Genomic DNA, 26,030 nt, shown 5'->3' with positions numbered 1-26,030 from the left:
CAGTCCTCCTTGCTATTTTTTGGTGGCTTTTTTGGTTTTCTTAGCTTTTGCTTTTTTAACAAAGGACTCAGCAACCACACCCGATGCCTTGGCCCGTTCTTGGCCTAGACGGTCAAGTTCAGCACCCAGCATTGTATCGACCTCATCAAATGCATGATCCAGAGCGTCAAGGTCTGGATAACGTTTGTATAGCTTAGCAAAGGTACCGTTACCGAATAGCACATCATACTTGATCTCCGTCATTTTCTTCTGCATTTCAAAGGCTTCGTCAATAACTTGCTTGTTAATAACTCCTTCTTTGAGATCGTCAAACTCTCCATTGTTAGACCGTTCAATAAGCTCTAACTGGTACTTGTTAAAGCGTTCTGCGATTTCTTCCTGGAGCGTTGCAAGACGTGAGATGTTTTCTAGTGATGTGTCAAATTGGAGTTCAATTTCTCCGATTTTGATAGGGATATAATTGCGTTTTAATTCGATTGAAATAGACATGTTCTTCCTCCTTTATGCACAAAAAAGAGCGTCCCAAAATGGAACGCTTTTACTTTTACTTATTACCCTACGACTGCAGTAGTTTTAGGAATTGAGTTGTAAGAGATTTTACAAGAGAATTCCTCGTAGTTTGCAGCAGCACCAGATCCAGCCTTGATTGCTGACACGGTAGCGATTCCGACATGTTGATTTTTGCCGTCTGAATCTACAACTTTGTGCCATACAAGGCGGTCATTACCTAGCTTGTATTTCAAACCAGCGATAAGGGCCATTGCTTCATCTTCCTTGTCATAGGTACCTTTAAATGTGTATGATCCTTTTACAGATGTTACAGTTGTTTCTTCTGTACCGTCACCGTCATAATAAGCGATTGACGTAGTACCTTCATCTGTATCATCTTCCACATCTTCGATCCATTTAGCAAGCTCTTTGTAGGATGCCTTTTCTGGTTCAGTTTTTGGATCTGTAACCAGTGCGATAAAATGCCCGCGAAGGGCGTTCTTTTGACGTGCCATATATTACACTCCTTTGTTGTTTAGAATTGTTAGGTTTGCAGTGATGTCCTGCAGATAAATATAAAAGCCCTGCTCGTCCCGTTCGTTCAAAGACGGCTGGGTAGTAGTTAAATTGTTAAAAATATATGAGTTGTTTTGACTCGGTAAGACCAGATCAAATTCGGAGAGTGCCTTGTTGATTTCCCAAAGGCAATCACTCGCAACTTGCGGATCTTTTACCTTGACTGCGATTTCAAAGATTAGAGTCACATCTCGCGAACCATCCATATATACACGCTCGACCTTACCGCCTGGAAGCGGGTATAGGACCAAAGAGTCCAGCTCGCTCAGAAAGTTCAGCTCACAAGCAAGCGGTAGACCGAGGGTGTTGATAAAATCGCGCAAAACAACATTAAAGTCATTGTTACTTTTCATTTATTAAACCCCATTGCTTTCAGTCCGACCTCTGCCCACTTGTTCCCGTGGTTAGCCGAGGCCTTTAAGTCCCAGCGCTTACCAGTTCCAGGAGTGGTATACTTCCCAAAGCTAAAACTGCGGTACTTGTTATAAGCACCACCGTAAAACTGGGCGCGTGCGTATGGTGTGTTGTAGATAATCTGTGAGCCATTGCCTGCCACATGACCGCTAGATCGTAGCGGGCCATGCAATAACGGCACATAAGGCTCCATATCTAACAAGGCTTGGTTTGCGATCTCTAACTGTGCCTTTCGCTCCGACGCTTGCGATGTCTTCCGTGTTGCTCCGCTCAAATCTATCGTGACATTGATGCCCATCACATCACCTCGATTTCGTAGCAAAAGACTTTGCGGTTGAATGGTTCATAAACAGGAATGATCTTGTTTACGATGTATTCATCGTCGCCATCTTTTATAATCGAATTGCGAAATGACGAATCAAGTTCAACGTTGCAATAGCGAGGGTATACGAAGATAACACCAGGCGCTCTAAATGACGGGTTCTTTTGTCCGGACGGGTTATTGACTGACCCAGGGCCGTCAAAGTTACGGTCGAAGCGTACTGGGCTTAAAAGAATAGGGTAGGAGAATTCTTCTTTCCCCCACCCGTCTTTTTTGCCCGTAGGTTTTGAGATCGTCACCGAATCGACAAGTGTCCGTTTATCAACAACGACCATAATCCACCCCGCTATACAAAAAACCAGCCGAGTTAAGAGCATTAAACGCGTCAAGGGATAGATTATATCCCGATGCTGTTTCAGACGCTCTAGAGCCATTATTTGAGCCATAGGATACCGATGTACGACCTAGTGTTGTACTTGCGATTGTCTGTTTATCCTCCGCGGTTAAAATGCCCGTGCTGTCCAGGTATTGGATCTGGTAAGCAACGGCAAGTTTAACGGCCTTTTTACGAATCTTATGATCTTTGTCGAAGTCATGAAACTCGTAAAAATGACGGATAAAGAGGTCAATAGCTAGCTCCGCTCGTTTAAGTAGCTCATCAAATTCGCTTGTACTTTCAAAACCTAACTCACGATATTCTTCATGTGTTAAGTATGCCATGATACCCCCTATTCAGAGGCCACCTTTTGGGCCACGGTTTCGCTATCAGAAACAATTTCCAACCACTCCTCACCAAACGCGAGGTTTGTTTTTTGGTTGATTTCTTCTGCTTCTGCAGTCGTCAACTCGTAGACCTTGCCCTCGTCGAAGTTTTGGTCTGTTGACTCGATCAAAAAGTTACAAGTAGCTTTATATTTTGCCATACGTTACTCCTTGATCTCGTACCCACTAGTCAAAAAAGCAGATACAAGGTTAGGATCAGTAATAGTAAAGGTTACATCTCCTTTTACCAAAACCGTCCCAGTTTTTTCGGCTACTGCTTCTGTTTTAGTTGTTTTTGTTTCTTCTGACATTTATCACCTCTTACGCAGTTTTATGAACGTAGATCGCTTTCTTCTTGCTGTCCAAAACGAAGGCATCGTAACGGATACGACCTTCTACAAGGTAGCCGTTGATGCCTGGTGGGTTGTCGTGGATCTTGTAGTCTTCCAACTTAACAGGGGAAGTAGTTGCGATAGGGTGCGCAATAACAAATGCTACGTTTTCTGGCAAGCGTGAAGTTGGAGTCAAGATAACAGGCAAGCCGTCGATAACTCCCACTTGACCCTTAAACGCTACTTCTTGACCAAGGTCAGAGTTCTTCACGAATGATGGATCAAGTTTGATGAGTTTGTAAAACTCAGGAGACACGTGTAACTTGCGTCCTTCTTCTGGTACAAGCGCATCAGTCAATTTAACTTGACCGTCAAGCACCGCTTCATAAGCGTTGTTTTTAGTAACTGCGCCAGTTTTAACGTGGTCTGTATCAGCACCAGCAACTACTTTACCAAAACGGTACTTATCAACTTCTGGAATGACAACTTCTGAAAGTTGACGGGCAAGGGCTTTCCCTGCTTCCATTGTGCCGTTTGTGTCTTGCACTGATCGTTTGTCGATTGTAAACGTGAATGAACGGTCTTTAGTAAGTGTCAATGTTTGTACATTGTTTTCCAATTCGGCTGCAGTACCGTAGCGGGTGTTACCAGTCAATGAGTAGTCATTCATTCCAGCAGTTGGGATTGAGTACACTTTAACGGTATCTACACCAGTAAAGTCAAAGTCCTGGTTAATAATACCAGTAGAGAGGGCCTCTTTGGCGAAGCGCTCATCTACTTTAGCGTCAAATTTAGCTGCATAGTTAATAGTCATATAGGCTTATCCTACTTTCTTTTATTTTTAAATGCTGTCAAAGCCAGCAAATAGAGCTTGTTCTTCCGCGCTGAGGTCGCTATCACCACCAGCGGACGGATTGCCACCAAGCGCGAACTTTGGCTGTGGTTCCTGTGGTTCTTCTTTTTGGATAAAAAGGTAAGGGCTTGATTCCTTTAGACCGTTGATAGTTTCTTCTAGTTTTGGCTTGCCGTCTTCTGCAAGCTCGATCTTGTCAAGATCAATAAACTTCATAAGGTCCTCGGAGTTATGCGCTCCCACATCTTTCAAAGCCAAGGCAACCGCGTTGGTTTTCTTAACTTGCGCAAGGTTCGCTTCACTATCCGTCTTATAGCTTTCAAATTGAGCCTGTAAATCTTCCAGTTGTTTCTTGGCTTCTTCACTAGCTCCCTCTTTGGCTTGTAAGTCCTTGATAGCTTGGTCCCGTTGTTCAAGTTGTGTTTTTAAGCTGTCGTTTTCTGCCTGTACTTCTGACTTGGCCTCTTTGATTGCTGACCCGTACGCTGCCATAATACGCTCAATAGTGTCCTTGTCTTCAATACCTGCATCAACCAACATCTCTCGTTTTAAACTCATGTCTAAAACTCCTTCCTGTTTTACGTCCAGTAGACGAATTCGCCGGTTTACGTCCAGCAACGAAAGCTCCCAGCGGGGTACGATCCCGCAAGAGGTAAGAAAAAAGGAGGAAATCACCTCTTATCCAGAAAGGGAGCAAAATAAAAAGGCTATAAAAGCCTTTATTCTTCGTTCGGTTTAAAATACCTTTCCCGTGAATAGTCACGATGTAAGAAAGGTTTGTCCGCGATATAATCTCGCAAGGTTGCCTGTTGATCTCTGATTTTGTTTTTAAACTTGCTGATAAGTTCCTGGTCGCCCAGCTTCTCGGCAACGTGTAGCTTTTCCTTAGACTTCCGAATAGCTCGCTCGTATGCCCTTTGCTTAGATTGCGCATTAGCATTTCTAATAGCTTCTTCCTGCGTTATATTCTTAACGTCTGGACCAAGCTCTGGTAGTTCGTTTATACCAGGGACAAAAGGAGTAAGCATGTGTCCGCAGTTGGTACCAAGACAGCCCCCAGCCGTCCCGTAGCCATGATCCGCAAGCGATAGAATACTAATACCGTGTTCTTCCCTAGCCGGGCCATAGGTTACTATATGGTGCTGTAGCGGTGCGCAAGCCTCGCGGGCCGTTGCCTTTTTAGAATAATAAAAGGTATCAATACCCAGCTCGTCCGCTGGCATGGTGCGCATTTCCCGATAGCTACGCATGACAGTTGTTTTAATAACCGTCCTAGCGTAGTTGTCTACTTTCCAGTAGTGTCCACCACGGTCAATGAAGCCTTTAAAGCCTATCTCTTGCCATTTCATGACGGTTTGAGATACAGCCTTGTCATGCGTGACTAGACCAACCACTTGACGAGCTACGACTTCCTGGACCATTTGACGGTATACATCTGTAACGATGCCTGGAAGCGTGGTATTAATCAAGTTACTAATATCGCCGTGCGACTGTTCGAAATACCCAGCAAGTAACTCCTGCGCGTGCTTAGAATCGCCAAAATCACCACCCCCGAGGTCGTCTATGAGCTGTTCTTTGGTCGTCTGATAGATTTTAAAGCCCTCGTCCTCAATGACCTTTCTGAGCTGTTCACGGCCTATTTTAGAGTAACGGGAGATTGTGTCCAGGTTCTGCTCATTTAACATGTGCATCTGGCTCATTCGCTCTAACTGCCAGATATACGGGTTGTCTGCCAGTGATTCAGCACCGCGCTCTAACAACCTATCAACCACCTCATTGAATAGGTCACGCGCCATTTGATGATAGATATCACCAACCTGTGAAGCGCGTAATTCTAGTTGTTCCTCGTTAAATAATACCGGGTACTTGTTACGCGCCATTTACTCACTCTCCATAAATGTCAACTTCGCTGGTGCTACGCTCTAGCTCCATGCTCTCAGCGGTCTCTTTTTTGATGTCCGCGAGCATTTGTGCAGCTTCCTTATCTGACAAGCCCAGCGCTTTGGAAATAGCGTATTGCTTGCTGACAAGGCCACTTAACAAGGCTTTAGCGTAGTAGTCAAGCTCGTTATTCTTGTCAACAAAGACACCATCATCAAGGTTTACCGTGATATCGTTCATCTCTGGAATAGGACCGCTATACAAGCCGTATAGCTTACCAATCTCACAAATAGAGATCACAAGCTCTTTGATAGACTGATCTACAAGGCTCACGATACTGTTTCTTAACTGATATGTATCAGAGTTTTCGGATACAACCTCGGTCGCAGTCTTCATGCTCTTACCGTCAAACGTAAACATTCCAGGCGATACTCCAACCTGCATCTCAAACAACGCAAGGCCCTCATTGATTGCCTTGATGTAGTCGTCTGACCGGATAGGAGTAGTAAGGTCTGTGATGTTGATTGGTGTATCTTTCCCGCCGTCAATCTGCTCATAGACGTTTTGCTCTGGATCAAATTCGCGCGTGACTAGATCGGTATCTCCGTGATGGTCAAAACCAATCCGGACAGTTTGGTCTGGTACTAACACGCGCCGTTGACCCATGCGCACTTCCCACTTAAACTCGTCATAAGTGGTATTGATAAAGTCAATAGTACTCTTAGCATTATCAAAGATAGACAGGCCAAGCGGGCTGTTAATATCTTTGTTATTCATGCCAGGAGGTTTTAGGTAAGTAAATAACGGACGTGTAAGCCCGTCAAGCGTTACTTCTTCCTCAAGGTCCTCGTATACCTCGGATAGTGGCACACGGTCACCAACGCGCTCCTTTTCACTCGAACGGTACAGTTCATTAGTGATTGTGTATTTTTTATCCTTGGTCCACTCATGCAACTCAACCAAAGTATAGTAGATTGTTTCTTTTCCTACTGTCTTTTGGCTCTTATTGATAATCGCTGCAGAAGATACGTCCTGCGTATTGGACTGTAACGGATAAAAAACAGGGGCTTGAACAAATGAAATCTTGATCTTATCGTCATCAACGTAAGGACGCATAGCAAGACCACCAAGCGCAAGACAGCTCTCAAGGTATCGCTCAAAGTTCTTATTAAAGCGGTCATTCAGCAAGACTGATTGAATGAACTCGTTTGTCGTTCCATTCGCAACGCTTATCTCTGCCTGCTCATTGAATACCAGGCTGGCGATCTTCTTACAAGCCGTGCGAGCGATAGGCAAGTGGTTTCGTGTCCGCTGTTTATCAACGCGGTTTGAATTGCGGTAACGGATAGGGTCCCACTTACTCTGATAGTATTTTAAGTTCTTCTGGATACGATCGTATTCGTCCTTGTTAATTGCAATTTTAGGATGTTCTGTGATATTGCCTAATGATTGGCTTGTCATTACATATTTACCCCTCTTAAATATATTTTTTAGTGATTGTAAGATACTCATTTCAAACCTTTCTCTAGGCTTTTAATCTTAGTAGTTGTGCATTATCTACGACCATATACTGAAACGCGTCGCAAGTGTGATCGTCCTCTTTAATGACTTTCGGGTCGTCGTCCTTGACTGTTTTCTCATCCCATTGATATCGTTTGTGTTCCTCAATAAAATACTTGAGGTTGTTATCGGTTGGAAAATAATAAAAACGACCATTCGCAAGTAGCGATTGGACGTATTCTGTCATTATTATTTTTTTCTTCTTCGCTACCGGGTGCCAGCGAATACCAAAGTCTTCTAAATACTGGTTTCTCAACGCTCCCTCCGCACTATCTATCGTCATTTCGATTACTGGTACATTCGGATATTTCTGCGTCTGTTTGATAACAAAATCGTGTAGCTCCTTAGACAATACACTCGGAGCTTTCTTTTTGACCTTACCAGCCGGGCTATAGTAGTAGTTATCCACAAGATAGAGATTAGATCTGTTAGTAACAACCGCGTGCAAGCAAGTAGTTGCTGACTGCTGGTGTCCCGTGTCTGCTGCGAATAACTGACCGATAACGCGTTCACCGTCCGGGATTTTGTCAACGCGTTTAAACAGGTCCATGTTATAAACGTTTGTACCAAGGCCCACGGGTTCACCAAGATATAAATACCTATAGTAGTCGTAGTCGTTGCTCTTGATACGCTCTATCTCGTCCAGCATTTGTTCAGTCACAAAGCCCAGCTCATCGTCCAGGTAGCTAGATTCATGTATCAAATACTTCTCAGCCGTACGCAGTGAATCAACCCACTCATTAATCCAGTTATACGGGTTGCGAGGTGGGTTGTACGACCAGAAGAATTGCACGAATGGATAGTCCGGGTGCTTCTGACGCATGAAAGTACTGTTTGATTGGTCGAACTCTTCCGAGTCAGCAAACTCGGCTGCTTCCTCGTACCATACAGCAATAACCTTTCCGACCTCGTTTGATTTCAATTTCTGGAAGTCGTCCTGGCCGTAGAAGTGGAACGTTGATCCCGTCCGTCTATGTACGATCTTATAAGGGCTTTTAGTCCGCTTGAACTGGTTAGCCATGCCAAACTTATCAAGTGCCCAGATTATCTTCTTGTAGACACTGTCAAAGATTGTGTTACCGACTTTACGGACAATAATAATCTCTACGCATTGCCCCTGGGTTATCGCTTTAATCATCATAAAGACAAGCAAGAGAGCAATGACTGAGGATTTAAAAGAGTTCCGCCCACCCTTTAAAATGTTGTAAGGCTTTGCTGACCGCCATACTTTATAAAACTTAGGGTTGATCTCTTTACTTAGCTTTATAGTTGGTTTAGTCGTTCGGGATATCGTCGATGATGAGGATTGACTCATCAGCACCACCTCCCGCTTCGTCTAATGCCTGGGCCTTGCGTTTGTTTTCAAGCTCAAGGGCCTTGATACGTGCTTTCTGTTCTTTCTTATCAAGCGTATCCTTGGCACCCTCGCTGTTTACTATCTTAGATATTAACTCCATGTGACGCGAGCTACCTTTTAAGGCTTTTTGCATTGCTACCAAAAGGAGAGCTGACTCGTAATCGTCCTCAAAACCCATGTCCTGTAGTACTCTAGAGAGCTGAGGATTCGAAACTTTAGAAACAAGTAGAGCCTCAAGCGTCTTTTTCATGTTCGCTTTTCTTTTGCGTGCCTTACCGGAAGCGATACCCGCTTTCCTTGCATTCGCTCGGCGTTCTTCGGGCGTTCGCTGTTCATTTGGTATTAAATTATCTGCACCAGCCATCGCCTCACTTCCTTCTCAAATAATGTTCTTAATTCAACTTAACAGCCGTCTGTCCTGTGTGTTCTTCCCAGCGTTGAATTGTTGCATCCACATATCGTGGATCTAACTCCATGCCAAAATAGGTCCGTCCTAAATCCTCACAAACAATCATAGTCGATCCGGAGCCATTAAAGCTATCTAACACATTCCAGCCTTTCTTGCTAGAGTTCCGAACCAGCCGTTCAATCAGTTTCAACGGCTTCATGGTAGGGTGCAAGCCATTTCTTGTCGGTTTATTCTCGTTGATGATAGTGGTAGGAGAGTTGGCCTGCATACGCTCAATATACTCAATTAGCTCGGCCTTCGTCATTTTATTCAACTCTTCCACATCTTCAATGATAGTAGTCAAAGAACGGTCATTCACAAAGTAATGTGCTGCCCCCTCTTTCCAACCATACAAGCAAGGTTCATGCTTCCACTGATAATCTTGACGACCCAAAACCAGAGTGTTCTTATTCCAGATTAAACATTGACGTACTGTCCAACCGATATCAGAGCAAGCTCCTCTAAAATTGTAACCTTCTGAGTCTGCGTGCCAGATGTAAAACGCCCCCCCTTCACGCAGGACTGTGTCTGCTGCAAAGAACGCGTCTCTCAAAAACTTTCTAAACGACTCATTATCCATGCTGTCATTCATAATCGTGAGAGCTTCTTCTGTGCCACCCTCGTAGGCTACGTTATAAGGCGGGTCTGTTACAATCAAGTCAATCTGCTGCCCATCTACCAATTTCGCAAGCTGGTCCGGATCAGTGGAGTCACCACACATAAGACGGTGACGTCCGAGCTGGTAGATGTCGCCCAGCTTCGCGATTGGTTCCTTTGTTTCTTCAACCTCAAAATCGTCCTCTTCAACTTCGGACTCTGGCTCGTAGTAATCAAAACCGAAATCTTCCATGTCGATATTCACGATACTTTCAAGTTCCGAGTTCAAAAGCTCAATGTCAAACCCAGAGTTCATAGTCAATTTATTGTGAGCTAGGATGTAAGCGTGTTTCTGCTCATCATCCATGTGAGATAGACGAATCACTTCCACCTCGTCAAAGCCTAACTCTTGCAAAGCCTTGTAGCGTCCGTGGCCCTCAATAATGACGTTGTTCTCGTCAATCGCTATCGGGTCGTTATTCCCAAATTCCTGGATTGATTTCTTTATCTGTTCGATTTGTTCGCGAGGGTGTAGCTTCGCGTTGTTCTCATATTCGGTTATCTCCGAAATATTGATCTTTTCTATTTTCATTTTTTAGCTCCAAGCACCAAAAAGAGCGCACCTTGACGATGCGCGCTTCTTGGGTTATATGGTCTACTTTGTCCTCGTTGACAAAATAATTCAAAGGGCCTAGCAAGTAGCACCAAACTTACATCATCGGTCACTTTCATTTTTCTATTTTTTGCGGTGCTTTTTATAGCCGGGGCAGGAATCGAACCTACATTATACGGGTGAAAAGTCCGTTACTCTAACCGTTGAGTTACCCAGCAACCTACTATAAGGAGACAACCAAATGGCGCAGGTCCTTCCTACTTCATTGGATAATACTATAATACCACTCAATACAGCGCTTTTACTCCCTACTTTCTTTCAATTGTCTCCCAGAAATCTATACTCTAGCAATTCCCCTGCTTTATAAGCCTCTGCAAACTCTAATAATGCCCGATCCAGCAATCTATAGTATTCACTTTCCGAATATCCTAGGCTTGGATAAATAGCCTTGTCTTGTCTAAATCTCACTCTGCAATATCGCTCAATCAAAATCTGTGATAGATTGAGATCAGACAGCCGGTTAATAGCTGATGCCATAAGCTCCAGCTCTTGCTGGGCGCTTACCCGTCTAATCACCATCTGCTCAGTTTGTCGGCTTGGGGAACTTGGTGCGCTCTTTGGTTCCAGGGAGTAAGTAGCTGTTACTTTCGGGCTGTATTCCTCCCCAGCAATTCTTAACAGTACGCGGTAGTTCTTTAGGGTGTTATCTGCGTTCTCCTTTGTTTTGTTTTTTAACACTTCACCAAAAAGCATTCAATCCCACCCTTCCATTTTTAAGATTAAATCTAATGCTTCCAACTTCCGTCTTAAACGGCGCTCTCGCTTGCGTTCTCCGTTTCGCTTGTAGTTATGATTATCTCTGTAAAATCGTTCCACCAGGTCCTCACTAGACCGTCCTGGGCCTACTTTATCAAGTGACTCTTTCATACATTCGTAAAGCAGATCAGTTTCGACAAAACCTACAAACTTCGCGACGATTGCAGATGATGGCATTCTGTTTTGTTTCTTGTATTTTTCATAGCGCGCTCCGTCTTGGTAAGCATTGTGACTTTTCGCGACTTTAAAAAAATCATAGATAGAGTCAAATTCAGCTATCGCCTTGTCTGCTTCCTGGAAGAACTCTTTCTTCAAGTCCATCTTTTTCCCTCCGTCGATAAATCAAAAGTATTTCATCAGCCCAGCTTCTTTTCTCGTAAGAGGAATTTTCAAATTTTGTCGTCGAAGTAACGACAACATTCAGCACTTCACACGAAGTTTTATTAATAAAAATCTCCAACTTTTCAGCCGGGGATCTGGGATCTCCTAACCTACTTTCATTTTCAAACCTTATCGCTCTAATCATGTTATCCCCCCACGCCGTTCATATCGGCAATTTCTTGTAATTCTTGAGCCATACGTGAGTTATAATCGTTGTTCAATTTATTAATTATCACGTCTTGCATTGTGTTTTTTTCTTCGATTTTCTCAAGCTCGTCCTTTTGTGTTTGGATTGTTCGCTGTAGATCGCTATTGCTCGTTTCAAGCACTCGAACCCGTGCGTTTAGGTTGATATATACCACGAATAGGATGAAGAATACAAACGCGATATTCGCGCATACTAGCTTTGCATTATTCGTCATCGCTCGTCCTCCGAGATCAGATCTTTGTAAAATTGACCTATACTGCCAATTCTTGCATAGTCTCCGTTGCCAGTGAGAATAAAAGCTATCCCACCAGCCCAGATCAGACCAGATAGCCAGACCAGTGTGAATAGTAGGTATATAAAGTTTTGTAGGTCCATTAATACCCCCTCAAAGCTTCTCTCAATTTTCTATTTCCTTTTTTGGAAAAACCAAAACTGATCGTTATTTCCTTATTCTCTAAAGTGATACCATTGCCCGATAGTACACTAGCATCAATAACCCCTGCTTCCATAACCATACTATCTGGATCAAAATCTTCGACAGTTGGAGAAAGTATTGTCCATTTTTTATCATCAGCCGTTTTTATTTTTAATCCTAAAAGACGGCCATTGTAATATCCACGATACTTCCTAATCAATCGTTTTCTTGTTTTATTCAGTGACATCACTCCACCTCCAACAATTCTGGATTTTCGTAGATGTTGCCGATGATTTCAAATGGATAAGTATTGTCTTCAACCAATTCAGCCAAGAGATCCTTCTCGTTGTATTTTTTCGACTCAAACATAAATAAAGCATGTTTGCTATCCCAATAAATATTTAAGTTCACAATCTCTTCATCGGTATCAACGCCAAGTATATCCCCCTCAAAGATTTCCTTGCCATTCTTATCATACAGGCCTGTTGATTGCATGAGGATAGCATTTTGAAACTTAATAAGTCTCGATACACCTACTTCATCTTTATATTGAGCCACTTCTCTATCAAAATATAATCCATCAACACTATGCAATCTTGATATGATTTCATTCCACATCCTATACTTTGGAATCATCCTTCCACCTCCTCAATCTCAATTCCTGGGCAATCAAACACCCAACCAAACCCGGCCTCTTCAAGCTGTTTTTTTGTGTGTTCTGTCCGAAATTTTTTATCTAATTTTATTGACGATAACGTCCAAGCGTTTAGGTGCTTAATCAAGGTTAAGTAACTATATGATTCTTCAATCCATTTAAACCTTACATAATACCGCTTCTCTTTCTCGATCTCGTAGCCATCAAGCCAAGCACGGGCGAAAGTTTCTATATTATTGTTAAACCATTTTCGAAGATCTTTATTATCTTCATAAGCCACATCGTCCATCGCTTCTTGCAGATCCCAGTCAGCGTCTTTAGTATATTTGATATAGTCAGCGACGATTTGCGGGACTTGGACTTTCTGCGGTTCGTCGAATTGATCGATCAGATTTATCAATCCGGCTCGATTGATCTTGAGCGTATCCGTGACCACGCCTGCTTCGTAAGGCAAATTTATAATTCTTTCAATTAATTCTTGTTTATTCATTCTTCCACCTCATCATTATTGTCTGGAAATAATTCTTCGATTTTCTCCAAGGCAAATTTTTGTCCGTCTTCTCTGAATTTTATCCATTCTTCGGTCGATATTATCATTCTTCCACCTCTTCAACTTCAAACAACGGGCTATCAAACACATCCCCAAAGCCAGCTTCTTCAAGATCTTTGCGGGTGTGGTGGGTTCGTACAGTAAAACCATCATGCTCAATACTGAAAAACCACGTTTGCTTTAAGATATCATGATTAAGATAAGATGTTTTATCAATTCCTTTCATATTCACAAGATACATTTTTTCTTTATCGACATGGTAACCATTCACCCAAGCTTCTGCAAAGATATCCACATTCTCAAGTTCGAGCCAATCTTCAATATCGCCCCTTGGTGCTTGTTCAATTGCACCTCTAATGTTATAGCCTTCTTTTTTTGCTAGTGCGATCCAGTTAGCAATAAACCATGGGATCGTGACTTTTTCAAATTTCTTTAACATACCGCCCACAAGGAGACCGCCCTGCTCGGTTTCAAACGCTATTGTCACTTTATTATCTTTTGCGCTTTCTGTGATTGAAAGTGTAGGTTCTGTGAACAATGTATCTTTCAAATTATCAAATAATGTGTTATTAATGTGTTCAATTAATTCTCGTTTATTCATTTTCATTCACCTTCTCTTTCTTCTGCTTCAAATTGCATCCATACCAGATCCTCATATAAGCATCTGGCTTCTTTCTTAATATCGCTCAAGTCTTGCGCGCTTATCTCTTCTTGTTCGCGTAACAAACACGCCTTAATACTAATTAATTTCAGCATGTAATATTGACGTTTTGAAAGCTGTAGATCTTCTTTCTCTGGAATATCTGGTTTTTGTGAATACCCCAAAAGATACCCCACACCAACTCCAAAGAAATTGGCTACACCCTCTGCTGTCGGGGGCTTCATCGCGCCCTCTCCACGTTCCCAACGTTGTACGGTTCTAATATTTACACCAATTTGTTCAGATAAGGCTCTTTGACTTAGCTTCCGTTGTTTTCTTAGTTCTTTAATCCGGTTCATTTTCCAGGTCCTCCTCTTTTACAAAGCTACCCTCGACCCAGCGACCTTTCCGGTCCTTGATCTCGTTATAAGCTAGTTCGAAACAATCTGCGAAGTCATAGCCTAATTTATGCGCAATCGCTTTTAAATAGCTCACGATTCTCAGCAAGTTAAACTTAGCGTTTATTTTAACTTCGTGTTTTCGAGTAAATTGAAATTCACTCGCATTCTCGATCATCAACTCAAAGCAATCTTTAACATCGCCCTTTCTGGTTTCTACCGCTTTAATCATGATCTCAACTGGATCAAGTTCGATCATCATTGCGAGTCCTACGACAACCACGGCACAATCTCCAATACTATCCTTGGTTAGTTGCTCTTTTTGCTTGGCATACCCTGCGCATAACTCCCCCATTTCTTCGAATAGCTTGAGCGTCTGCTTAAAGACATCTCCCTGTGTGATGTCCCGGTCAATAAACCACTGTCTGGTAAGCTCGGTTAGTTCCTCAATTTTGTCAATATCCATCTATCATGTCCCCCTCAATTTCTTTTATTTTTTTGTCAATGGCTTTAATTTCCTTGTGTAGCCATCCGCGATAATTCGCGCTGTAGTGGTGTCCTCGCGTATTGCTGATTGTTTTAAGCTGTAGTTCCTCGCTCAGCCGTTTCTCATAGATACGCTTGGATCGTAGTAAGTTTTCCTTTTCCATCTCAAATACCTAAACGATGATTTTCTAGGCCGTCCCTGAAGCTGTACATTTCTTCAAAATATAGCCCGATCAAGATTGCGTCCGCTTCATCGTCCTTAACATCTTTATTAAATTTATCTGCCACGATGTCGATTGCTTGCTGTTTCAAAACCTGCCGGCCTTTGCCTTTAATAGCAAAGTGCTTTCTCCAGGTCCGCACGTTAACAAAGTAAACGCGGTCCGCGATAAGATGGGAAAGGATAATGCCCGTTGCTATTCCGATTTTAACCATCGTTTGCTGGTTGCCACCTCCGACGTTGTTTTGCTCGATCACAATCTCTTTAAAAGGCTTGTTATACTTTAAAATAAGCCGTGACTGGATAGCTTTCAGTTTGTTCGCCATTTGTAAGGCCCGCTCTAAAAATGTGCCTTTAGGGTTAACGACCCCACTTTCTAACAGGACCGGGCCGTCATATACAGCCCAGCCTGTCGCGCTAGTGGAAGCGTCAAGCGATAATGTCAATTCTTTCATTCGCTACTCCAAACCACGCTTCAATAAACGGCTCAAAAAATCTTTGAATTCATCTTCTTCATCGCCTACTTCCGGATCTTTTAACTCCGATCCGTCTTCTTCGGTAATCTCATACTCGGCTTTAACTTTAACCAGGCGACCACCTACTGCCTTAGCTAGATTTTCTATAGATTTGTCAGTTTTCTCGTTTCCTTTTTCAAAAATCAATGCGAAGCGGATATCATCGGTTGTTTTAGCAGTGAATGTTAATGCTCTGTCATTATTTTTGTACTCAGCCAAAAATCGGTTGTTGTTATCTTTTGCGATTGCGTAAAATTCCTTTTGTTGTTTCATGTTATTTCTCCTTGTTTTACATTTTTAAAATGGCAAATCATCATCTGAGATATCCATCGGGTTTGCATTCATTGGTTCGTGCCGTCCAAAGTCTGGCTGGCTGTATCCTTGTGAGTGCCCAGCTTCACGGTCTTTCCGACTTTCCAAAAGCTGGAAGGTTTCTGCTACGACTTCAGTGACATAAACACGTTGACCTTGCTGGTTTTCGTAGCTCCGTGTTTGAATCCGTCCTGTAATTCCAATCAAAGCCCCTTTCTTGGCCCAGTTTGCAAGATTTTCTGCTTGCTGACGCCAGATCACACAGTTGATGAAATCGGTTTCACGCTCGCCGTTTTGGCTCTTGAAATTGCGGTTAACAGCTAGGCTAAAAGTAGCTACTGCTTGATTGCTTGGAGTGTATCGTAGTTCTGCATCTTTGGTCATACGACCGACAAGACATACGCTATTTAACATTTCTTCATTCCTTCCACGGTTTCAAATTTGATGTTATGAGTGTCTAACCACTCTTTGAATTGTTTTGCCTGTTCGAGATCAAACCAAAACTTGATAGTAGTAACGTATTTACTATTTGTTGGTGCTGGTTTTGGTTCATCTTCGATAACTTCACCAGTTTCTGCATCGTAGGCCTTGATACTTGCTTCTGCTTGCTCTTTAGCCATACGCTCGATCTCTGCCTTGCGTTCTTCCTCTGCTCGCTTCTGTGCCTCTTGACGCTCTTTAAATAGCTTGGCACTCTCGATGTCTGCAGTGATACTATCAAGCACTTCTGCTAGTGTCTGACCGCTTTCATAGGCCCGAATATAAGTAGCTGGCCCGATGTTGTGAGTAGCACACTGGCTACTGATAATCGAGATATCTTGGTCTTTCTGGTTTTGCTTTTGCAATTCAGCAAGTACAATAGCTTCTAACTCCGTTTCTGTTTTCTTTAACAGTTGGAAGCTATCCTTTTTGAATTGTCCAGCTTTGGTATAACCGTCCAGATATTGCTCAAAGATGTCTGGGTTAAGATTGCCCTCAAGGGCTTTCTCTTTAAACCAGTTACGCACCGTATCTTGTCGCAATTCCTTCTGAGCGTCCTCATAGCCATCTATCTGTTGTTTCAAGATATCGATCAAATCTTCCAGCTTGCCGTAAGGTACTTTGTAAGCCTTTTCAAATTCAGTGTAAGGCTCGTTTATTTTACCCTTGATTTCTTTTCTGCGATCTTCAAGGCTCTTGCTCAATTTGTTCAAGTCAGTCCGTGCTTGTTTGACTTCTTCAATCGTGTTGACTTCAAGGTCAAATGTCCCGTATTTTGCAATAGCTTGCTCAATCCCAGCCTCGAACGCTCCAAAGTCGCTAAATGCGACCTTGGCAGGTTCAAAATTGATCTGGATATTGTCAAGCTGGTTAATTGTTTCTGCTTCTTTCATTTTTCTGTGTCTCCTTTTTTAAGTAAAAGGTAAGTCAATCTCTTCTGGTAGCTCTTCTGCTACAAAAGGCATTTCTTCCGCTGGGTATTCCGTGCTTGCGATTGGTTCAACTTCTTTCTTTGGTTGTTCCTGTTTCATCTGTTCAATCTGCGCTTGTTTGCGTTTCATGACTTCTTCACGGCTTTCTTTTGGTGTCACATCAATAGGTTGCGCTTGCTCCATTTCGTCCGCTGTGTACAAGCCTCCAACATTTTCACTAAATGCTTCACGCATTGCAGACACGAGAGCTACTTTACGGATCATCAATTCTGGCATTTTGGCCCACATAGATTTTCCTGTGTTGTAAGCCTTAAAGTCTGCGTCTACCTCTATAGGAAAACTGCGATCTTTGCGGTAGACTTTAGCCCAGCCCCCTAAAAGCTCATCATGTTTGCTGTGGATTGTGCCTGTGATCTGCTTTATCTCACCTTCTGGAGTTTCTACCACGATGCCAGCTTCAAACCCGTCAAAGTTAGGGTTTTGTTCAGCTCGTTTCATAAAGGCATCTTTTGAAACAACTACTTGTGCTGGGTTTGTTCCATACTTGATGAAATAAACCTCTTTGGTAAATGGGTTTAGATTGCGCTCTTTACACGTTGCGATAAAGTAGGCTAGTTCTTCATCGCTGGCTTTGCCAGATGGATCAAGATACTGCTTCACGATCTTTGCATTCAATAGTTGCGGGTTTGTGAGAAAGTCTCCTGTTGTTTTAACTGCCACTTGGTTGTTTGTCATTGTTTTATCTCCTTTTTGATTTTCTTGTAGTGATCCCATTTTGTAGATTTCAAGCTGTTCAGTAGCTTCTGCTCTGTCTTGATCTGCTTCTTGTACTGCAGAACCCATGCCGTGTACTCATCGTCATTTTCTGCAAAATAGTAACCGCGAGGCAATGACCGGCTGGCCACGATAGGCACCGAGTAATTAAGTCGAAGCTCTGCGATGCCACCTCGAACCTTACGGACTGATAAGTTCGTCATTTTGGCAATGTCGCGTGTGGTCAGTACATTCGCCCGTCCTACTCTGATACAGGCTAGTATTAGCTGTAAGCGTTCGTTCATAGCTTACCCTCCCCTTGATATTTCATTAAGACCTCTTGATACTTTTTCAAAAGTTGGTTTTTTTGGTTAAGTTCCTTCCGCAACTTTCTGTTATCGTTCAAGGTTACTCGAAGTATATTATTCTTACCCTCTAGGTCGATTTTCTGAAAATGTATCTCTTGCTTTAATGCTTTAATTTTTTTGCTATATAACATCTGCAGTGCTCCAGTCATTATCAGAGTGAGAGTGTTTCCGTGCGTAAGCTAGATCAGCTTGAAATGCTTGGTAGCCCTCGTTGAATTTCTCTTGTAGATCTTCCTCGTACTGTTGCATGATCGCTTCCTGTTTTGCCAGTCTTGCTTTCTTGCGTTGTGCGCGTTTAAAATCCCAAATCGCCCCTGCGAAGCCTGCTGCAAAAAATGTTCCTGCAATTGTCATACAGGCCAAAATATCGTTATACATTTCATATCTCCTTATTAATTCGTCTGATTGCGTTATAATATCCGCTGTCTTTTGGTATCGTGTACCCTGTTAGGTCGTCTACTTGGCTACCGTCCGCCATAATATTGATTATGCGCGGTCGCCATTGATTTTTAATTCTAGTCATGTTATAATTCCCTTAGAAAAGTTTTATCTCTTGACCGCTTGGAGTTCCCTTCTCCAAGGGTCTTTTTTTATGCTCTGCCAGCTAGCCGGCAAGCGTACAGGTCCATGATCTTACCTCTAGCACTATCCGGATCACTAGCTAGTAGCTTAGCTTTAATCTCATCCGAAAGCTCGTAGCAAGTAGCTTCGAAGCCCTCAATCATTTTGTCAATCAAAACGGCAATTTCCTCCTATCCTCTGCATTATCCGGGTACTTAAAGTAAAGATCCCGTCCGCCTTTTGTGATTCGGCTGACCAGTCCGGTTTCAAAAAGTGACTTCATCTCTGACCCTACAAGGTTCGTTGTGATGATTGTTGCTTCTCGCTCGTCTAATAAGCTGTATAAAAAGTCCTGCTTCCACTGAGCGTTATCAGACCGTCCGAGGTCGTCCAATATCAGATAGTCAACTTTCTTTAGTAGTTCCAGCCATTCGTTACTGGTCATTCCCTCTTTACGGTTGAAAGAGTTTTGAATTTTGATAAACAAGGCTGGCAAGTTAACAAATAGTATGCTCTTTGGTAGCTTGTTTGCTTTCCAGTCAGCGTTCAACTTACTTGCTACTGCCATAGCTAGATGTGACTTACCGCGTCCAGCTTTCCCCATTATCAGAGCGTTACCTTTCCCATCGTGCAAGTAGTGCGATACCAAACGTAAAGCGTAATTCTTGGCTTCACGGTCAATTTGATTAGTAACCATGAAGTTTTTAAAACTAGCTTCTTTCAGTCCGCTTGGTACGATGCTGTTTTTATCCAGCACGTCGTAAGTCTTGCGCAAGATAGTAGCTGTGTGAGCTTGACCGATTTTCTGTTCTTCCTCACGCGCCATTTTTTCGCGCTGACACTCTGGGCAAAAGGTTCTGTTCCGTTCATCCTGCAAAGGTACATCATCGTTTAACGACCACTTGAAACATTGATGTATTTCACACGTTTCAGACTCATTAATGTGATAGACAAGTGGTAGATCCATAGGCTATCCCTCCTCATCTTCTTCCCAGGGTAGCAAGTCCGTGTAAGGGCTGAATACTGGGTTTTTGATAGGGTAAGGGATGGCTTCTTTACGCTTGTTATGCGTTTTAGGCTTTTTAGATGATTTATACTTTTCATCCGCCCGCTCCGCTTCCTCGACCGTTGTCACACCGTTTTTCTTCCAGTTATCCAAGATACTTTTTAGATATCTGAAATTTCTAGCTTCGTTGTCTGCTGACTTGCTGATGGCAAGCTGGACAAGTTCTATATTCATACCGTCTAAAGCGATATAGTCAAATAACTGTTGAAATTGAATTTGATCTAATTTAAAACCTCGACTTCTGAGTGTCTGTGCGATAGTTCCAGATTGAATATTTTCTAATTTTTGAGGCCTATCATCATTATCATTAAGTCTGGTTAAATTAGTCTGGTTAATATTAGTCTGGTTAGATTGTAAATTTTTCACCTCCGTACATGTAAAATCTTCATGTACGTGATGTAAATTTTTCACCTCCGTACATGTAAAATCTTCATGTACGTATCTTTTTGCTTCTGATACTCTATTCACGTAGATTTTATTAGTTGAGTTAAATTGTCTACGTTCAGAAATCAAGTGATAGTTACTTAATTCCTTTTTATAAGATATAGTTGTCTTTTCAGAGCATCCCATTATCTCCGAGAGTAACTTAACTGAGAAGTTGCAATAGATACCATTTTCATCATGCCAGCCGTTCTTTTGTGACTGACCCCATTTGTCCCGCAAGATCGCGTATAAGACCTTAGCACCGATTGACAACCCCTTGAAACATTCATCGAACAACTCTTGAGGGAGTTTATAAAACATTTCAAAATCTTTATAGTCGTCTATCTTCAGTGGCATTCTTTCTCCTTTCTATTTGCTCTGCAAGATTGTCGCATTTATGCGACTGTCTCGCTAAAAAAAATGGCCATAGCTTCATCTTTTGAAAGATTGAGGGCTGACACGATCAAGTTTACTTCCTTGATTGAAAAGTTGCCATTTCGCTTCATCTTGCGGTAAAACGTACTTTTAGTAACACCAATTTTACTAGCAAGTTCTTCTTGCGTGGTGTTTCGCTCTACGATTTTACCTTTTAACTTTGATACATTAACCATGTATTCTCCTTTCTTTTTTGTCGCACTTCTGCGACTTGTTGAATCAAGTATAACATGACCAGAAAAGTTTGTCAACAAAAAAATCGCATTTTTGAAACTTTTTTGTTGCGTTTTTGAAACTAAGGGTGTAAAATTAACGTGTAATATATAAGAGGAGAAAAAATCATGAATGTCGGAGAAAGAATTAAATTAAGAAGAAAAGAATTGAAGATCTCTGCCGATACCCTCGCTGAGCGCGTGGGAGTTTCTCGCTCAACTATATTCAGATACGAAAGAGGGGATATAGAAAAGGTCGGTCCAGAGGTACTAAAGAAGATTTCTGAAACGTTGAATATTTCACCCGCTGACCTTATGGGTTGGGAAGATGAAGCAGAGCAAACCACTGAAACAGGGTACTCTGAAACAGACCTGCGCAAACTTGCCGAAAGCGCAAAGACTTTCGACGGTAAGCCACTAACAGAAAGCGATATCGTGGCTATACAGAATATTATCGAGGGGTATCTAAAAGGCAGATTATGACGATAGAAGAAATATGCGATAGTGAGGGAGTCACCCTTGCTTACTTTGATAACGACCTATGGCCACGGCCAGGAATGATAATCTCAGATATGAGGATTATCTTCGTTAACAAATCACTAACTAGAGAGGCCCAGAAAAGGGTCATATTGCACGAATTGGGCCACTTAGAGCATACCGAGGCTAATTATATTATCAACCCGATAAAGTGCGAAAATGAAGCCAACCGGGCCATGATACACGCGCTTTTAAGAGAGGAGCTGGAAAGAGTAGACAAGGAAGATTTTAATTACTTAAATTTTATGGAAAAACACAAACTTAAATCAGTAACCGACGAATTAATGGTAATTGATGAATTTTATAGGCTAGTTGGATAGCCGGGAGGAAAAATATGAAAAAGGTAACACTCGCAGCAGTAGCAATACTAACTCTATTTATTGCCGGGTGCAGTCAAAACGAAGAATCTGAACCAAGCCAAGAAGAAGCAACCGAGCAAGTGACAACCGAGTCCAGCTCAGAAAAAACGCAAAAAGAAAAGGCTTGGGAGCTGGTAGACAAGGCTAAAGCCAAAAGCAAAGAAGAAAACCAAGGCGAAGAGAAATATAGAATGGCTACTGGACGGGTAAGTAAGGCTAGACCGCTACTGGATCAGTTTGCGAACTCTTATAAACAATGGCTTGACTCTAGTCAAATGGACGTATACTATCGCAGTGATAGAGTAGCTGTCTTGCTACCAGTCGCATCATCTGAATTGACAAACGACCAGCTACACCAGACAGCGGACGGCCTGCTTAAAATAAAAAACGATGTCGAAAAGACATATAAAATCACTGATAAAGGTTTTACAGCACCGCCCGTTTATGTGCATGACAAAGACGAGGTTCAACTTGCGCATGAAGAAAATGGCGCGATGGTTTACGACAAATAAAAAAAGCCCCACGCTCTCAAACTTTGGCGAGTCTGAGCGTGAGGCAGTCAAGATAAGGAAAGGCTTCAAAATGAATATTTTGAAAGAACTCTTTATGTACTCTATTTTATCAGAAATGGAGGAAAAAGACAATGAATGAAATAAATAAAGTAGCCTTGTACGTTCGAGTTTCAACTACTTCTCAGCTCGAAGAAGGCTACTCAGTAGAAGAACAAAAGGCAAAACTGGAAAGCTACTGCGATATAAAGGACTGGCACATTTACAAGGTATATACTGACGGGGGCTTTTCTGGGTCTACAACCGAGCGCCCAGCACTTGAGCAATTGATAAAAGATGCCCAGAGCAAGCTATTTGATACAGTACTAGTATACAAGCTGGACCGATTGAGCCGGAGCCAAAAGGACACGCTCTACTTGATCGAGGATATCTTCTTAAAAAATAATATTGAGTTCGTTAGCCTGCTGGAAAACTTCGACACGTCTACACCTTTCGGGCGGGCCGTTATAGGACTTTTGAGCGTATTTGCTCAGCTCGAAAGAGAGCAGATAAAAGAGCGTATGCAGCTAGGCAAACTAGGACGTGCTAAAGCTGGAAAGTCTATGATGTGGGCTAAAACCTCATATGGCTACAACTACGACAAAGAAACAGGGTCAATGACCGTTAACGAGTATGAGGCCCTGGCAGTCAAAGAGATATACTCGTCATATTTGGCTGGTATGTCAATAACTAAACTAAGGGATAAGATAAACGAGGAATACCCAAAACAGCCGGCATGGAGCTATCGCACAATCAGAGGAATACTAGCCAATCCTGTATATTGTGGCCTCAATCAATACAAAGGCCAAACATTCCAAGGCACACACAAGGCTATAATCTCGCTAGATGACTTTGAGCAAACGCAAAGAGAGCTGGCCAAACGGCAGCAGACAGCCAAAGAACTGTCGAACCCTCGACCATTCCAGGCTAAATATATGCTATCCGGACTGACTCAATGTGGTTACTGTCACGCGCCCCTAAAAGTCATTTTAGGTCAAAAGCGAAAGGACGGCACACGATTTAAAAGATACGAGTGCTACCAAAGACACCCTCGAAAGACAAAAGGTGTCACGGTCTACAATGACAACAAGAAATGCGAATCTGGCTACTATGATATGGAGCTACTAGAGCATTATGTACTAACTCGAATTTCCCAGCTACAAAATGATCCGGACAAGATACAAGAACTATTTTCGGACGATACCAGCCCTGCCGTTGACAAGCAGGCAGTCCAAAAACAAATAGACGGGCTAACACTAAAACTTAGCAAGCTGAACGATCTATACTTGGACGATAGGATCACGCTGGACGAATTAAGGACCAAGTCTTCAGATTTCATCAAGCAAAGGGCTACCCTGGAAGAAGAAATAAAAAAAGCCGTTACTGATAAGCAAGCGGGCAAAAGAGAGAAGATTGAAAAACTATTAGATGCCAGCAGTGTACTGGATATGTCCTACGATAATCAAAAAGTCGTTGTCAGAGAGCTGATTGAAAAGGTACAAGTCACATCTGACAAGATAGTGATCCGCTGGAAAATTTGATAAATTTGGTTACGCTATTTTCAATAAGTGTAAAGGCCTTAACCTTATAGGTTTTTAATGTTTTCATAAATGAACCTCCATATTTTGATAAATCGGCAGCAACATGGCTGCATAGAGTAAGACAATCACAAGAGCTACAAAGACAAACACCAAGGGTTGTATCACATTCATGGCCTTGTGAACCCGACGAAAGAAATCTTCCCATGTTTTTTCAGCATAGATCTCTAGTTCACTTCCGAGCTTTGATTTGACTTCACCATATTCAATCATAAGGGGCAATTCTTTTTTGAAAAAAGGATACCCCCTGACCGTCTCTGAAAAGGACTGGCCACGGTCTAAAGAAAGAGCTAAGTCCCTTCCAATTTCTTGAAAAAGCTGGGATTTTTGGTCCTGCATCATGGAAAAAATCTGAGACAACTCCAATCCTTGCCCAATCAGATTGCCCCATTCTCTGGCATAATAGGCTGTCAAATAAGCTTGAATCATGCCTTTTCCGAAAGGCAGATGAGACAAGGTTCTAAAAACGTTGATCTTGCCTGACTTTCGATAATAGAGAAAGCCGAGTAAGAAGAAGGTCACCAGTCCCGCTCCTAAGACCAAAAAGAGTTGGGGGAAGGAACTGATCAATTGCGTCCCAATATTTTGAGCATCCATTTGAGGAAGCAAGTAATTGCGCAAGCCTAGCATAATCAGAACTAAAAATCCAAGCAAGATAAGAGGATAAGTGCTCACCTCAATCAGCTTTTTCTTGACCTTGCGCATGTTTTCTAGGTAAGCACTGATTTTCTCCAAGCTCAATATAAGATTGCCATGGAGCTCAGCGAGAGACAGCTGTGTCGTCACTGCATCTGAAAAACCGATCCCCGCCATCATCTCTGAAAAACTCCGGCCCCGAGAAAGGTCCTCTCGCATCTGGGAAACCAAACGACTCTCCACTAGGTGAGAGCGATCCAGAAAATCGACAATCTCAGACAGATGAAAACCACTCGAATAAAGATTCAAAAACAATTCGATGATTTGCTTTTGTTTAGCGGTAGATAATTTTTTCGGCTTGCGCCTGAGCCAGCTGGATATATCCCGATTGAGCCAAGAGATCCATTTGTTGGTTCCAGCGGCTGGCTGAGTGCTCTTGGTAGTTTTCCGTCGCAAAATCGACCACACCTCCTCCTGCAATTAATCGTTGGTAGCAAATACCTTGTAAAACAATCTTGAGCTCTTCCTCACTCACTCCAAGTTCTAAGAGCCTCTCATAAACACCTCGAACGCTCTTGGCATGAATAGTAGAGAAGACGGTGACTCCTGTCAAACTAGCTCGTACGACTGCACGAGCTGTTTCCTTATCTCGGATCTCTCCAATGATGAGAAGGTCCGGCCGATGGCGTAAGGAGAGTTTGATCAGGTTGTCATAGGTCATGCCGATCTGGTCATTCAGCTGAAGCTGAAGCATATTATCCTGCTTGATCTCGACAGGGTCTTCAATAGACATGACTTGCTGGTCCGCAAAGCGCTCTTGCGCCAAAGCATGCATGAGAGTGGTCTTTCCCGAACCAACAGGACCTGCAAAGAGATAGAGACCACGACCGGCCAATTTCTTCTGCAAGTCTGGCAACTGATCAAACCAAAACCGCAATTCACGTTCCTCATCATGCAAGAGCCGAATGACCAAGCTTTCATAACCACGATAATCCCCCACCGTCGACAAGCGAATCGAGACCACTCCATTCTCCAAAGGGTAATCACACGATCCTAGCTGGCTGCGCCTTTTTTCTCCCACATTCATCCCTGCTACGAACTTAAAGTGGCTGATAATAGCTGTCATCTCCTCAAAAGGGAAGGACTGCACAAAGCGCCTCTCGTCTCCCACCCTCATAAAAACTTGGTACTTCTCCTTCCGAGGAATGAAGTAAAGATCCTGAGCTTCTTCCTTTTTCCCCATACGGATCAGTTTTTTTGCAATTTCTTGAACCATAGTTCCTCCTCTCACTTATACTATTCGAAAAAGAAGACAAAAAAAG

At 42.6% G+C, this 26,030-nt stretch carries 41 protein-coding genes and 1 tRNA gene; 4 read left to right on the top strand and 38 right to left on the bottom strand.

Annotated features, from left to right (window positions below; genetic code table 11):
• Positions 1 to 12: 12 nt before the first annotated feature.
• The 36 genes from SM122_RS08765 to SM122_RS08595 all read right to left on the bottom strand — a co-directional run bounded on the left by SM122_RS08765 (position 13) and on the right by SM122_RS08595 (position 20,994).
• Positions 13 to 489: a hypothetical protein gene (locus SM122_RS08765; protein ID WP_324738248.1), complete on the bottom strand. Its 477-nt coding sequence runs from the start codon at positions 487 to 489 to the stop codon at positions 13 to 15.
• A 62-nt stretch (positions 490 to 551) separates the two neighbouring features.
• A complete protein-coding gene (locus SM122_RS08760; protein WP_324738247.1) occupies positions 552 to 1,004 on the bottom strand; it encodes a phage tail tube protein in 453 nt (150 codons plus the stop codon).
• Positions 1,005 to 1,007: 3 nt separating this feature from the next.
• The gene (locus SM122_RS08755; protein WP_324738246.1) at positions 1,008 to 1,418 is read right to left on the bottom strand and encodes a minor capsid protein; all 411 of its coding nucleotides are present in this window, start codon (positions 1,416 to 1,418) and stop codon (positions 1,008 to 1,010) included.
• Complete coding sequence (locus tag SM122_RS08750; RefSeq protein ID WP_324738244.1) at positions 1,415 to 1,777, bottom strand: minor capsid protein; 363 nt, start codon at positions 1,775 to 1,777, stop codon at positions 1,415 to 1,417. Before SM122_RS08750 ends, SM122_RS08755 begins: the two co-directional genes overlap by 4 nt.
• The gene (locus SM122_RS08745; RefSeq protein WP_324738243.1) at positions 1,777 to 2,136 is read right to left on the bottom strand and encodes a putative minor capsid protein; all 360 of its coding nucleotides are present in this window, start codon (positions 2,134 to 2,136) and stop codon (positions 1,777 to 1,779) included. The genes SM122_RS08750 and SM122_RS08745 overlap by 1 nt, the downstream gene beginning before the upstream one ends.
• The gene (locus tag SM122_RS08740; RefSeq protein WP_324738242.1) at positions 2,123 to 2,521 is read right to left on the bottom strand and encodes a head-tail connector protein; all 399 of its coding nucleotides are present in this window, start codon (positions 2,519 to 2,521) and stop codon (positions 2,123 to 2,125) included. Before SM122_RS08740 ends, SM122_RS08745 begins: the two co-directional genes overlap by 14 nt.
• 8 nt (positions 2,522 to 2,529) lie before the next feature.
• Positions 2,530 to 2,724, bottom strand: a complete 195-nt coding sequence (locus SM122_RS08735; RefSeq protein ID WP_324738241.1) for a hypothetical protein — start codon at positions 2,722 to 2,724, stop codon at positions 2,530 to 2,532.
• A 3-nt stretch (positions 2,725 to 2,727) separates the two neighbouring features.
• Entirely contained in the window at positions 2,728 to 2,874 is a 147-nt protein-coding gene (locus SM122_RS08730; RefSeq protein WP_324738240.1) for a hypothetical protein, read from the bottom strand.
• Positions 2,875 to 2,884: 10 nt separating this feature from the next.
• On the bottom strand, positions 2,885 to 3,709 hold the full coding sequence (locus SM122_RS08725; protein WP_324738239.1) for a N4-gp56 family major capsid protein: 825 nt from the start codon (positions 3,707 to 3,709) through the stop codon (positions 2,885 to 2,887).
• A 27-nt stretch (positions 3,710 to 3,736) separates the two neighbouring features.
• Positions 3,737 to 4,306, bottom strand: coding sequence for a phage scaffolding protein (locus SM122_RS08720; RefSeq protein ID WP_324738238.1), 570 nt, complete (start codon positions 4,304 to 4,306; stop codon positions 3,737 to 3,739).
• A gap of 161 nt (positions 4,307 to 4,467) precedes the next feature.
• Entirely contained in the window at positions 4,468 to 5,628 is a 1,161-nt protein-coding gene (locus SM122_RS08715; protein ID WP_324738237.1) for a phage minor capsid protein, read from the bottom strand.
• Positions 5,629 to 5,632: 4 nt separating this feature from the next.
• Positions 5,633 to 7,141, bottom strand: a complete 1,509-nt coding sequence (locus tag SM122_RS08710; RefSeq protein ID WP_324738236.1) for a phage portal protein — start codon at positions 7,139 to 7,141, stop codon at positions 5,633 to 5,635.
• A 13-nt stretch (positions 7,142 to 7,154) separates the two neighbouring features.
• Complete coding sequence (locus SM122_RS08705) at positions 7,155 to 8,504, bottom strand: PBSX family phage terminase large subunit (RefSeq protein ID WP_324738234.1); 1,350 nt, start codon at positions 8,502 to 8,504, stop codon at positions 7,155 to 7,157.
• The gene (locus tag SM122_RS08700; protein WP_324738233.1) at positions 8,464 to 8,910 is read right to left on the bottom strand and encodes a stress-induced protein; all 447 of its coding nucleotides are present in this window, start codon (positions 8,908 to 8,910) and stop codon (positions 8,464 to 8,466) included. The genes SM122_RS08705 and SM122_RS08700 overlap by 41 nt, the downstream gene beginning before the upstream one ends.
• A 28-nt stretch (positions 8,911 to 8,938) precedes the next feature.
• Positions 8,939 to 10,183 (bottom strand): site-specific DNA-methyltransferase, encoded by a 1,245-nt coding sequence (locus SM122_RS08695; protein ID WP_324738232.1) that lies wholly within the window; start codon positions 10,181 to 10,183, stop codon positions 8,939 to 8,941.
• Between the two features lie 166 nt (positions 10,184 to 10,349).
• Positions 10,350 to 10,421: transfer RNA gene (locus SM122_RS08690), tRNA-Lys, on the bottom strand.
• Between the two features lie 101 nt (positions 10,422 to 10,522).
• Positions 10,523 to 10,957 carry an ArpU family phage packaging/lysis transcriptional regulator gene (locus tag SM122_RS08685; protein WP_049473908.1) on the bottom strand — a complete coding sequence of 145 codons (435 nt, stop codon included), beginning with the start codon at positions 10,955 to 10,957 and terminating at the stop codon, positions 10,523 to 10,525.
• Complete coding sequence (locus SM122_RS08680; RefSeq protein WP_324738230.1) at positions 10,958 to 11,341, bottom strand: hypothetical protein; 384 nt, start codon at positions 11,339 to 11,341, stop codon at positions 10,958 to 10,960.
• 206 nt (positions 11,342 to 11,547) lie between these two features.
• Positions 11,548 to 11,823, bottom strand: a complete 276-nt coding sequence (locus SM122_RS08675; RefSeq protein WP_324738229.1) for a hypothetical protein — start codon at positions 11,821 to 11,823, stop codon at positions 11,548 to 11,550.
• Between the two features lie 160 nt (positions 11,824 to 11,983).
• The gene (locus tag SM122_RS08670) at positions 11,984 to 12,271 is read right to left on the bottom strand and encodes a hypothetical protein (protein WP_049473912.1); all 288 of its coding nucleotides are present in this window, start codon (positions 12,269 to 12,271) and stop codon (positions 11,984 to 11,986) included.
• Positions 12,271 to 12,660, bottom strand: a complete 390-nt coding sequence (locus SM122_RS08665; protein ID WP_324738227.1) for a YopX family protein — start codon at positions 12,658 to 12,660, stop codon at positions 12,271 to 12,273. The genes SM122_RS08670 and SM122_RS08665 overlap by 1 nt, the downstream gene beginning before the upstream one ends.
• Positions 12,657 to 13,169 carry a DUF1642 domain-containing protein gene (locus SM122_RS08660; protein ID WP_324738226.1) on the bottom strand — a complete coding sequence of 171 codons (513 nt, stop codon included), beginning with the start codon at positions 13,167 to 13,169 and terminating at the stop codon, positions 12,657 to 12,659. Before SM122_RS08660 ends, SM122_RS08665 begins: the two co-directional genes overlap by 4 nt.
• Positions 13,170 to 13,272: 103 nt before the next feature.
• A complete protein-coding gene (locus SM122_RS08655) occupies positions 13,273 to 13,830 on the bottom strand; it encodes a DUF1642 domain-containing protein (protein ID WP_324738225.1) in 558 nt (185 codons plus the stop codon).
• 2 nt (positions 13,831 to 13,832) lie between these two features.
• On the bottom strand, positions 13,833 to 14,228 hold the full coding sequence (locus SM122_RS08650; protein ID WP_324738224.1) for a helix-turn-helix domain-containing protein: 396 nt from the start codon (positions 14,226 to 14,228) through the stop codon (positions 13,833 to 13,835).
• A complete protein-coding gene (locus tag SM122_RS08645) occupies positions 14,215 to 14,733 on the bottom strand; it encodes a MazG-like family protein (protein ID WP_324738223.1) in 519 nt (172 codons plus the stop codon). Before SM122_RS08645 ends, SM122_RS08650 begins: the two co-directional genes overlap by 14 nt.
• 185 nt (positions 14,734 to 14,918) lie before the next feature.
• The gene (locus SM122_RS08640; RefSeq protein ID WP_324738222.1) at positions 14,919 to 15,428 is read right to left on the bottom strand and encodes a hypothetical protein; all 510 of its coding nucleotides are present in this window, start codon (positions 15,426 to 15,428) and stop codon (positions 14,919 to 14,921) included.
• Positions 15,429 to 15,431: 3 nt separating this feature from the next.
• A complete protein-coding gene (locus tag SM122_RS08635) occupies positions 15,432 to 15,761 on the bottom strand; it encodes a hypothetical protein (protein WP_324738221.1) in 330 nt (109 codons plus the stop codon).
• 24 nt (positions 15,762 to 15,785) lie between these two features.
• Positions 15,786 to 16,214, bottom strand: coding sequence for a single-stranded DNA-binding protein (gene ssb / locus SM122_RS08630; RefSeq protein WP_324738220.1), 429 nt, complete (start codon positions 16,212 to 16,214; stop codon positions 15,786 to 15,788).
• Positions 16,208 to 17,173: a DUF1351 domain-containing protein gene (locus tag SM122_RS08625; protein ID WP_324738219.1), complete on the bottom strand. Its 966-nt coding sequence runs from the start codon at positions 17,171 to 17,173 to the stop codon at positions 16,208 to 16,210. Before SM122_RS08625 ends, ssb begins: the two co-directional genes overlap by 7 nt.
• An 18-nt stretch (positions 17,174 to 17,191) precedes the next feature.
• A complete protein-coding gene (bet, locus tag SM122_RS08620; RefSeq protein WP_324738218.1) occupies positions 17,192 to 17,947 on the bottom strand; it encodes a phage recombination protein Bet in 756 nt (251 codons plus the stop codon).
• Positions 17,944 to 18,270, bottom strand: a complete 327-nt coding sequence (locus tag SM122_RS08615) for an HTH domain-containing protein (protein ID WP_324738217.1) — start codon at positions 18,268 to 18,270, stop codon at positions 17,944 to 17,946. The genes bet and SM122_RS08615 overlap by 4 nt, the downstream gene beginning before the upstream one ends.
• Positions 18,271 to 18,453: 183 nt before the next feature.
• Positions 18,454 to 18,711: a hypothetical protein gene (locus SM122_RS08610; protein WP_324738216.1), complete on the bottom strand. Its 258-nt coding sequence runs from the start codon at positions 18,709 to 18,711 to the stop codon at positions 18,454 to 18,456.
• Position 18,712: 1 nt separating this feature from the next.
• Positions 18,713 to 18,856 (bottom strand): BOW99_gp33 family protein, encoded by a 144-nt coding sequence (locus SM122_RS10925; protein WP_407700474.1) that lies wholly within the window; start codon positions 18,854 to 18,856, stop codon positions 18,713 to 18,715.
• Positions 18,857 to 19,066: 210 nt separating this feature from the next.
• Complete coding sequence (locus SM122_RS08605; RefSeq protein WP_324738215.1) at positions 19,067 to 19,720, bottom strand: ATP-binding protein; 654 nt, start codon at positions 19,718 to 19,720, stop codon at positions 19,067 to 19,069.
• Between the two features lie 144 nt (positions 19,721 to 19,864).
• On the bottom strand, positions 19,865 to 20,740 hold the full coding sequence (locus SM122_RS08600) for a replication initiator protein A (protein ID WP_324738214.1): 876 nt from the start codon (positions 20,738 to 20,740) through the stop codon (positions 19,865 to 19,867).
• 38 nt (positions 20,741 to 20,778) lie between these two features.
• Complete coding sequence (locus SM122_RS08595; protein WP_049473947.1) at positions 20,779 to 20,994, bottom strand: helix-turn-helix domain-containing protein; 216 nt, start codon at positions 20,992 to 20,994, stop codon at positions 20,779 to 20,781.
• Between the two features lie 165 nt (positions 20,995 to 21,159).
• Here SM122_RS08595 and SM122_RS08590 point away from each other — a divergent pair, with 165 nt between their 5' ends.
• The 4 genes from SM122_RS08590 to SM122_RS08575 all read left to right on the top strand — a co-directional run bounded on the left by SM122_RS08590 (position 21,160) and on the right by SM122_RS08575 (position 24,015).
• Positions 21,160 to 21,513: a helix-turn-helix domain-containing protein gene (locus SM122_RS08590; RefSeq protein ID WP_324738213.1), complete on the top strand. Its 354-nt coding sequence runs from the start codon at positions 21,160 to 21,162 to the stop codon at positions 21,511 to 21,513.
• Positions 21,510 to 21,887: an ImmA/IrrE family metallo-endopeptidase gene (locus tag SM122_RS08585; RefSeq protein WP_324738212.1), complete on the top strand. Its 378-nt coding sequence runs from the start codon at positions 21,510 to 21,512 to the stop codon at positions 21,885 to 21,887. Before SM122_RS08590 ends, SM122_RS08585 begins: the two co-directional genes overlap by 4 nt.
• A gap of 14 nt (positions 21,888 to 21,901) precedes the next feature.
• On the top strand, positions 21,902 to 22,438 hold the full coding sequence (locus tag SM122_RS08580; protein WP_324738211.1) for a hypothetical protein: 537 nt from the start codon (positions 21,902 to 21,904) through the stop codon (positions 22,436 to 22,438).
• A 131-nt stretch (positions 22,439 to 22,569) separates the two neighbouring features.
• Positions 22,570 to 24,015 (top strand): recombinase family protein, encoded by a 1,446-nt coding sequence (locus SM122_RS08575; protein WP_324738209.1) that lies wholly within the window; start codon positions 22,570 to 22,572, stop codon positions 24,013 to 24,015.
• Positions 24,016 to 24,078: 63 nt separating this feature from the next.
• Here the strand turns inward: SM122_RS08575 and comGB are convergent, their stop codons facing one another.
• Positions 24,079 to 25,110 (bottom strand): competence type IV pilus assembly protein ComGB, encoded by a 1,032-nt coding sequence (gene comGB / locus SM122_RS08570; RefSeq protein WP_195327253.1) that lies wholly within the window; start codon positions 25,108 to 25,110, stop codon positions 24,079 to 24,081.
• Complete coding sequence (gene comGA, locus SM122_RS08565) at positions 25,043 to 25,984, bottom strand: competence type IV pilus ATPase ComGA (protein WP_195327213.1); 942 nt, start codon at positions 25,982 to 25,984, stop codon at positions 25,043 to 25,045. Before comGA ends, comGB begins: the two co-directional genes overlap by 68 nt.
• Between the last annotated feature and the right edge of the window lie 46 nt (positions 25,985 to 26,030).

This window comes from Streptococcus gingivalis (assembly GCF_035544715.1).
GTDB classification, from domain to species: Bacteria; Bacillota; Bacilli; order Lactobacillales; family Streptococcaceae; genus Streptococcus; species Streptococcus gingivalis.
This window is presented reverse-complemented; position numbering and strand designations above follow the sequence as displayed.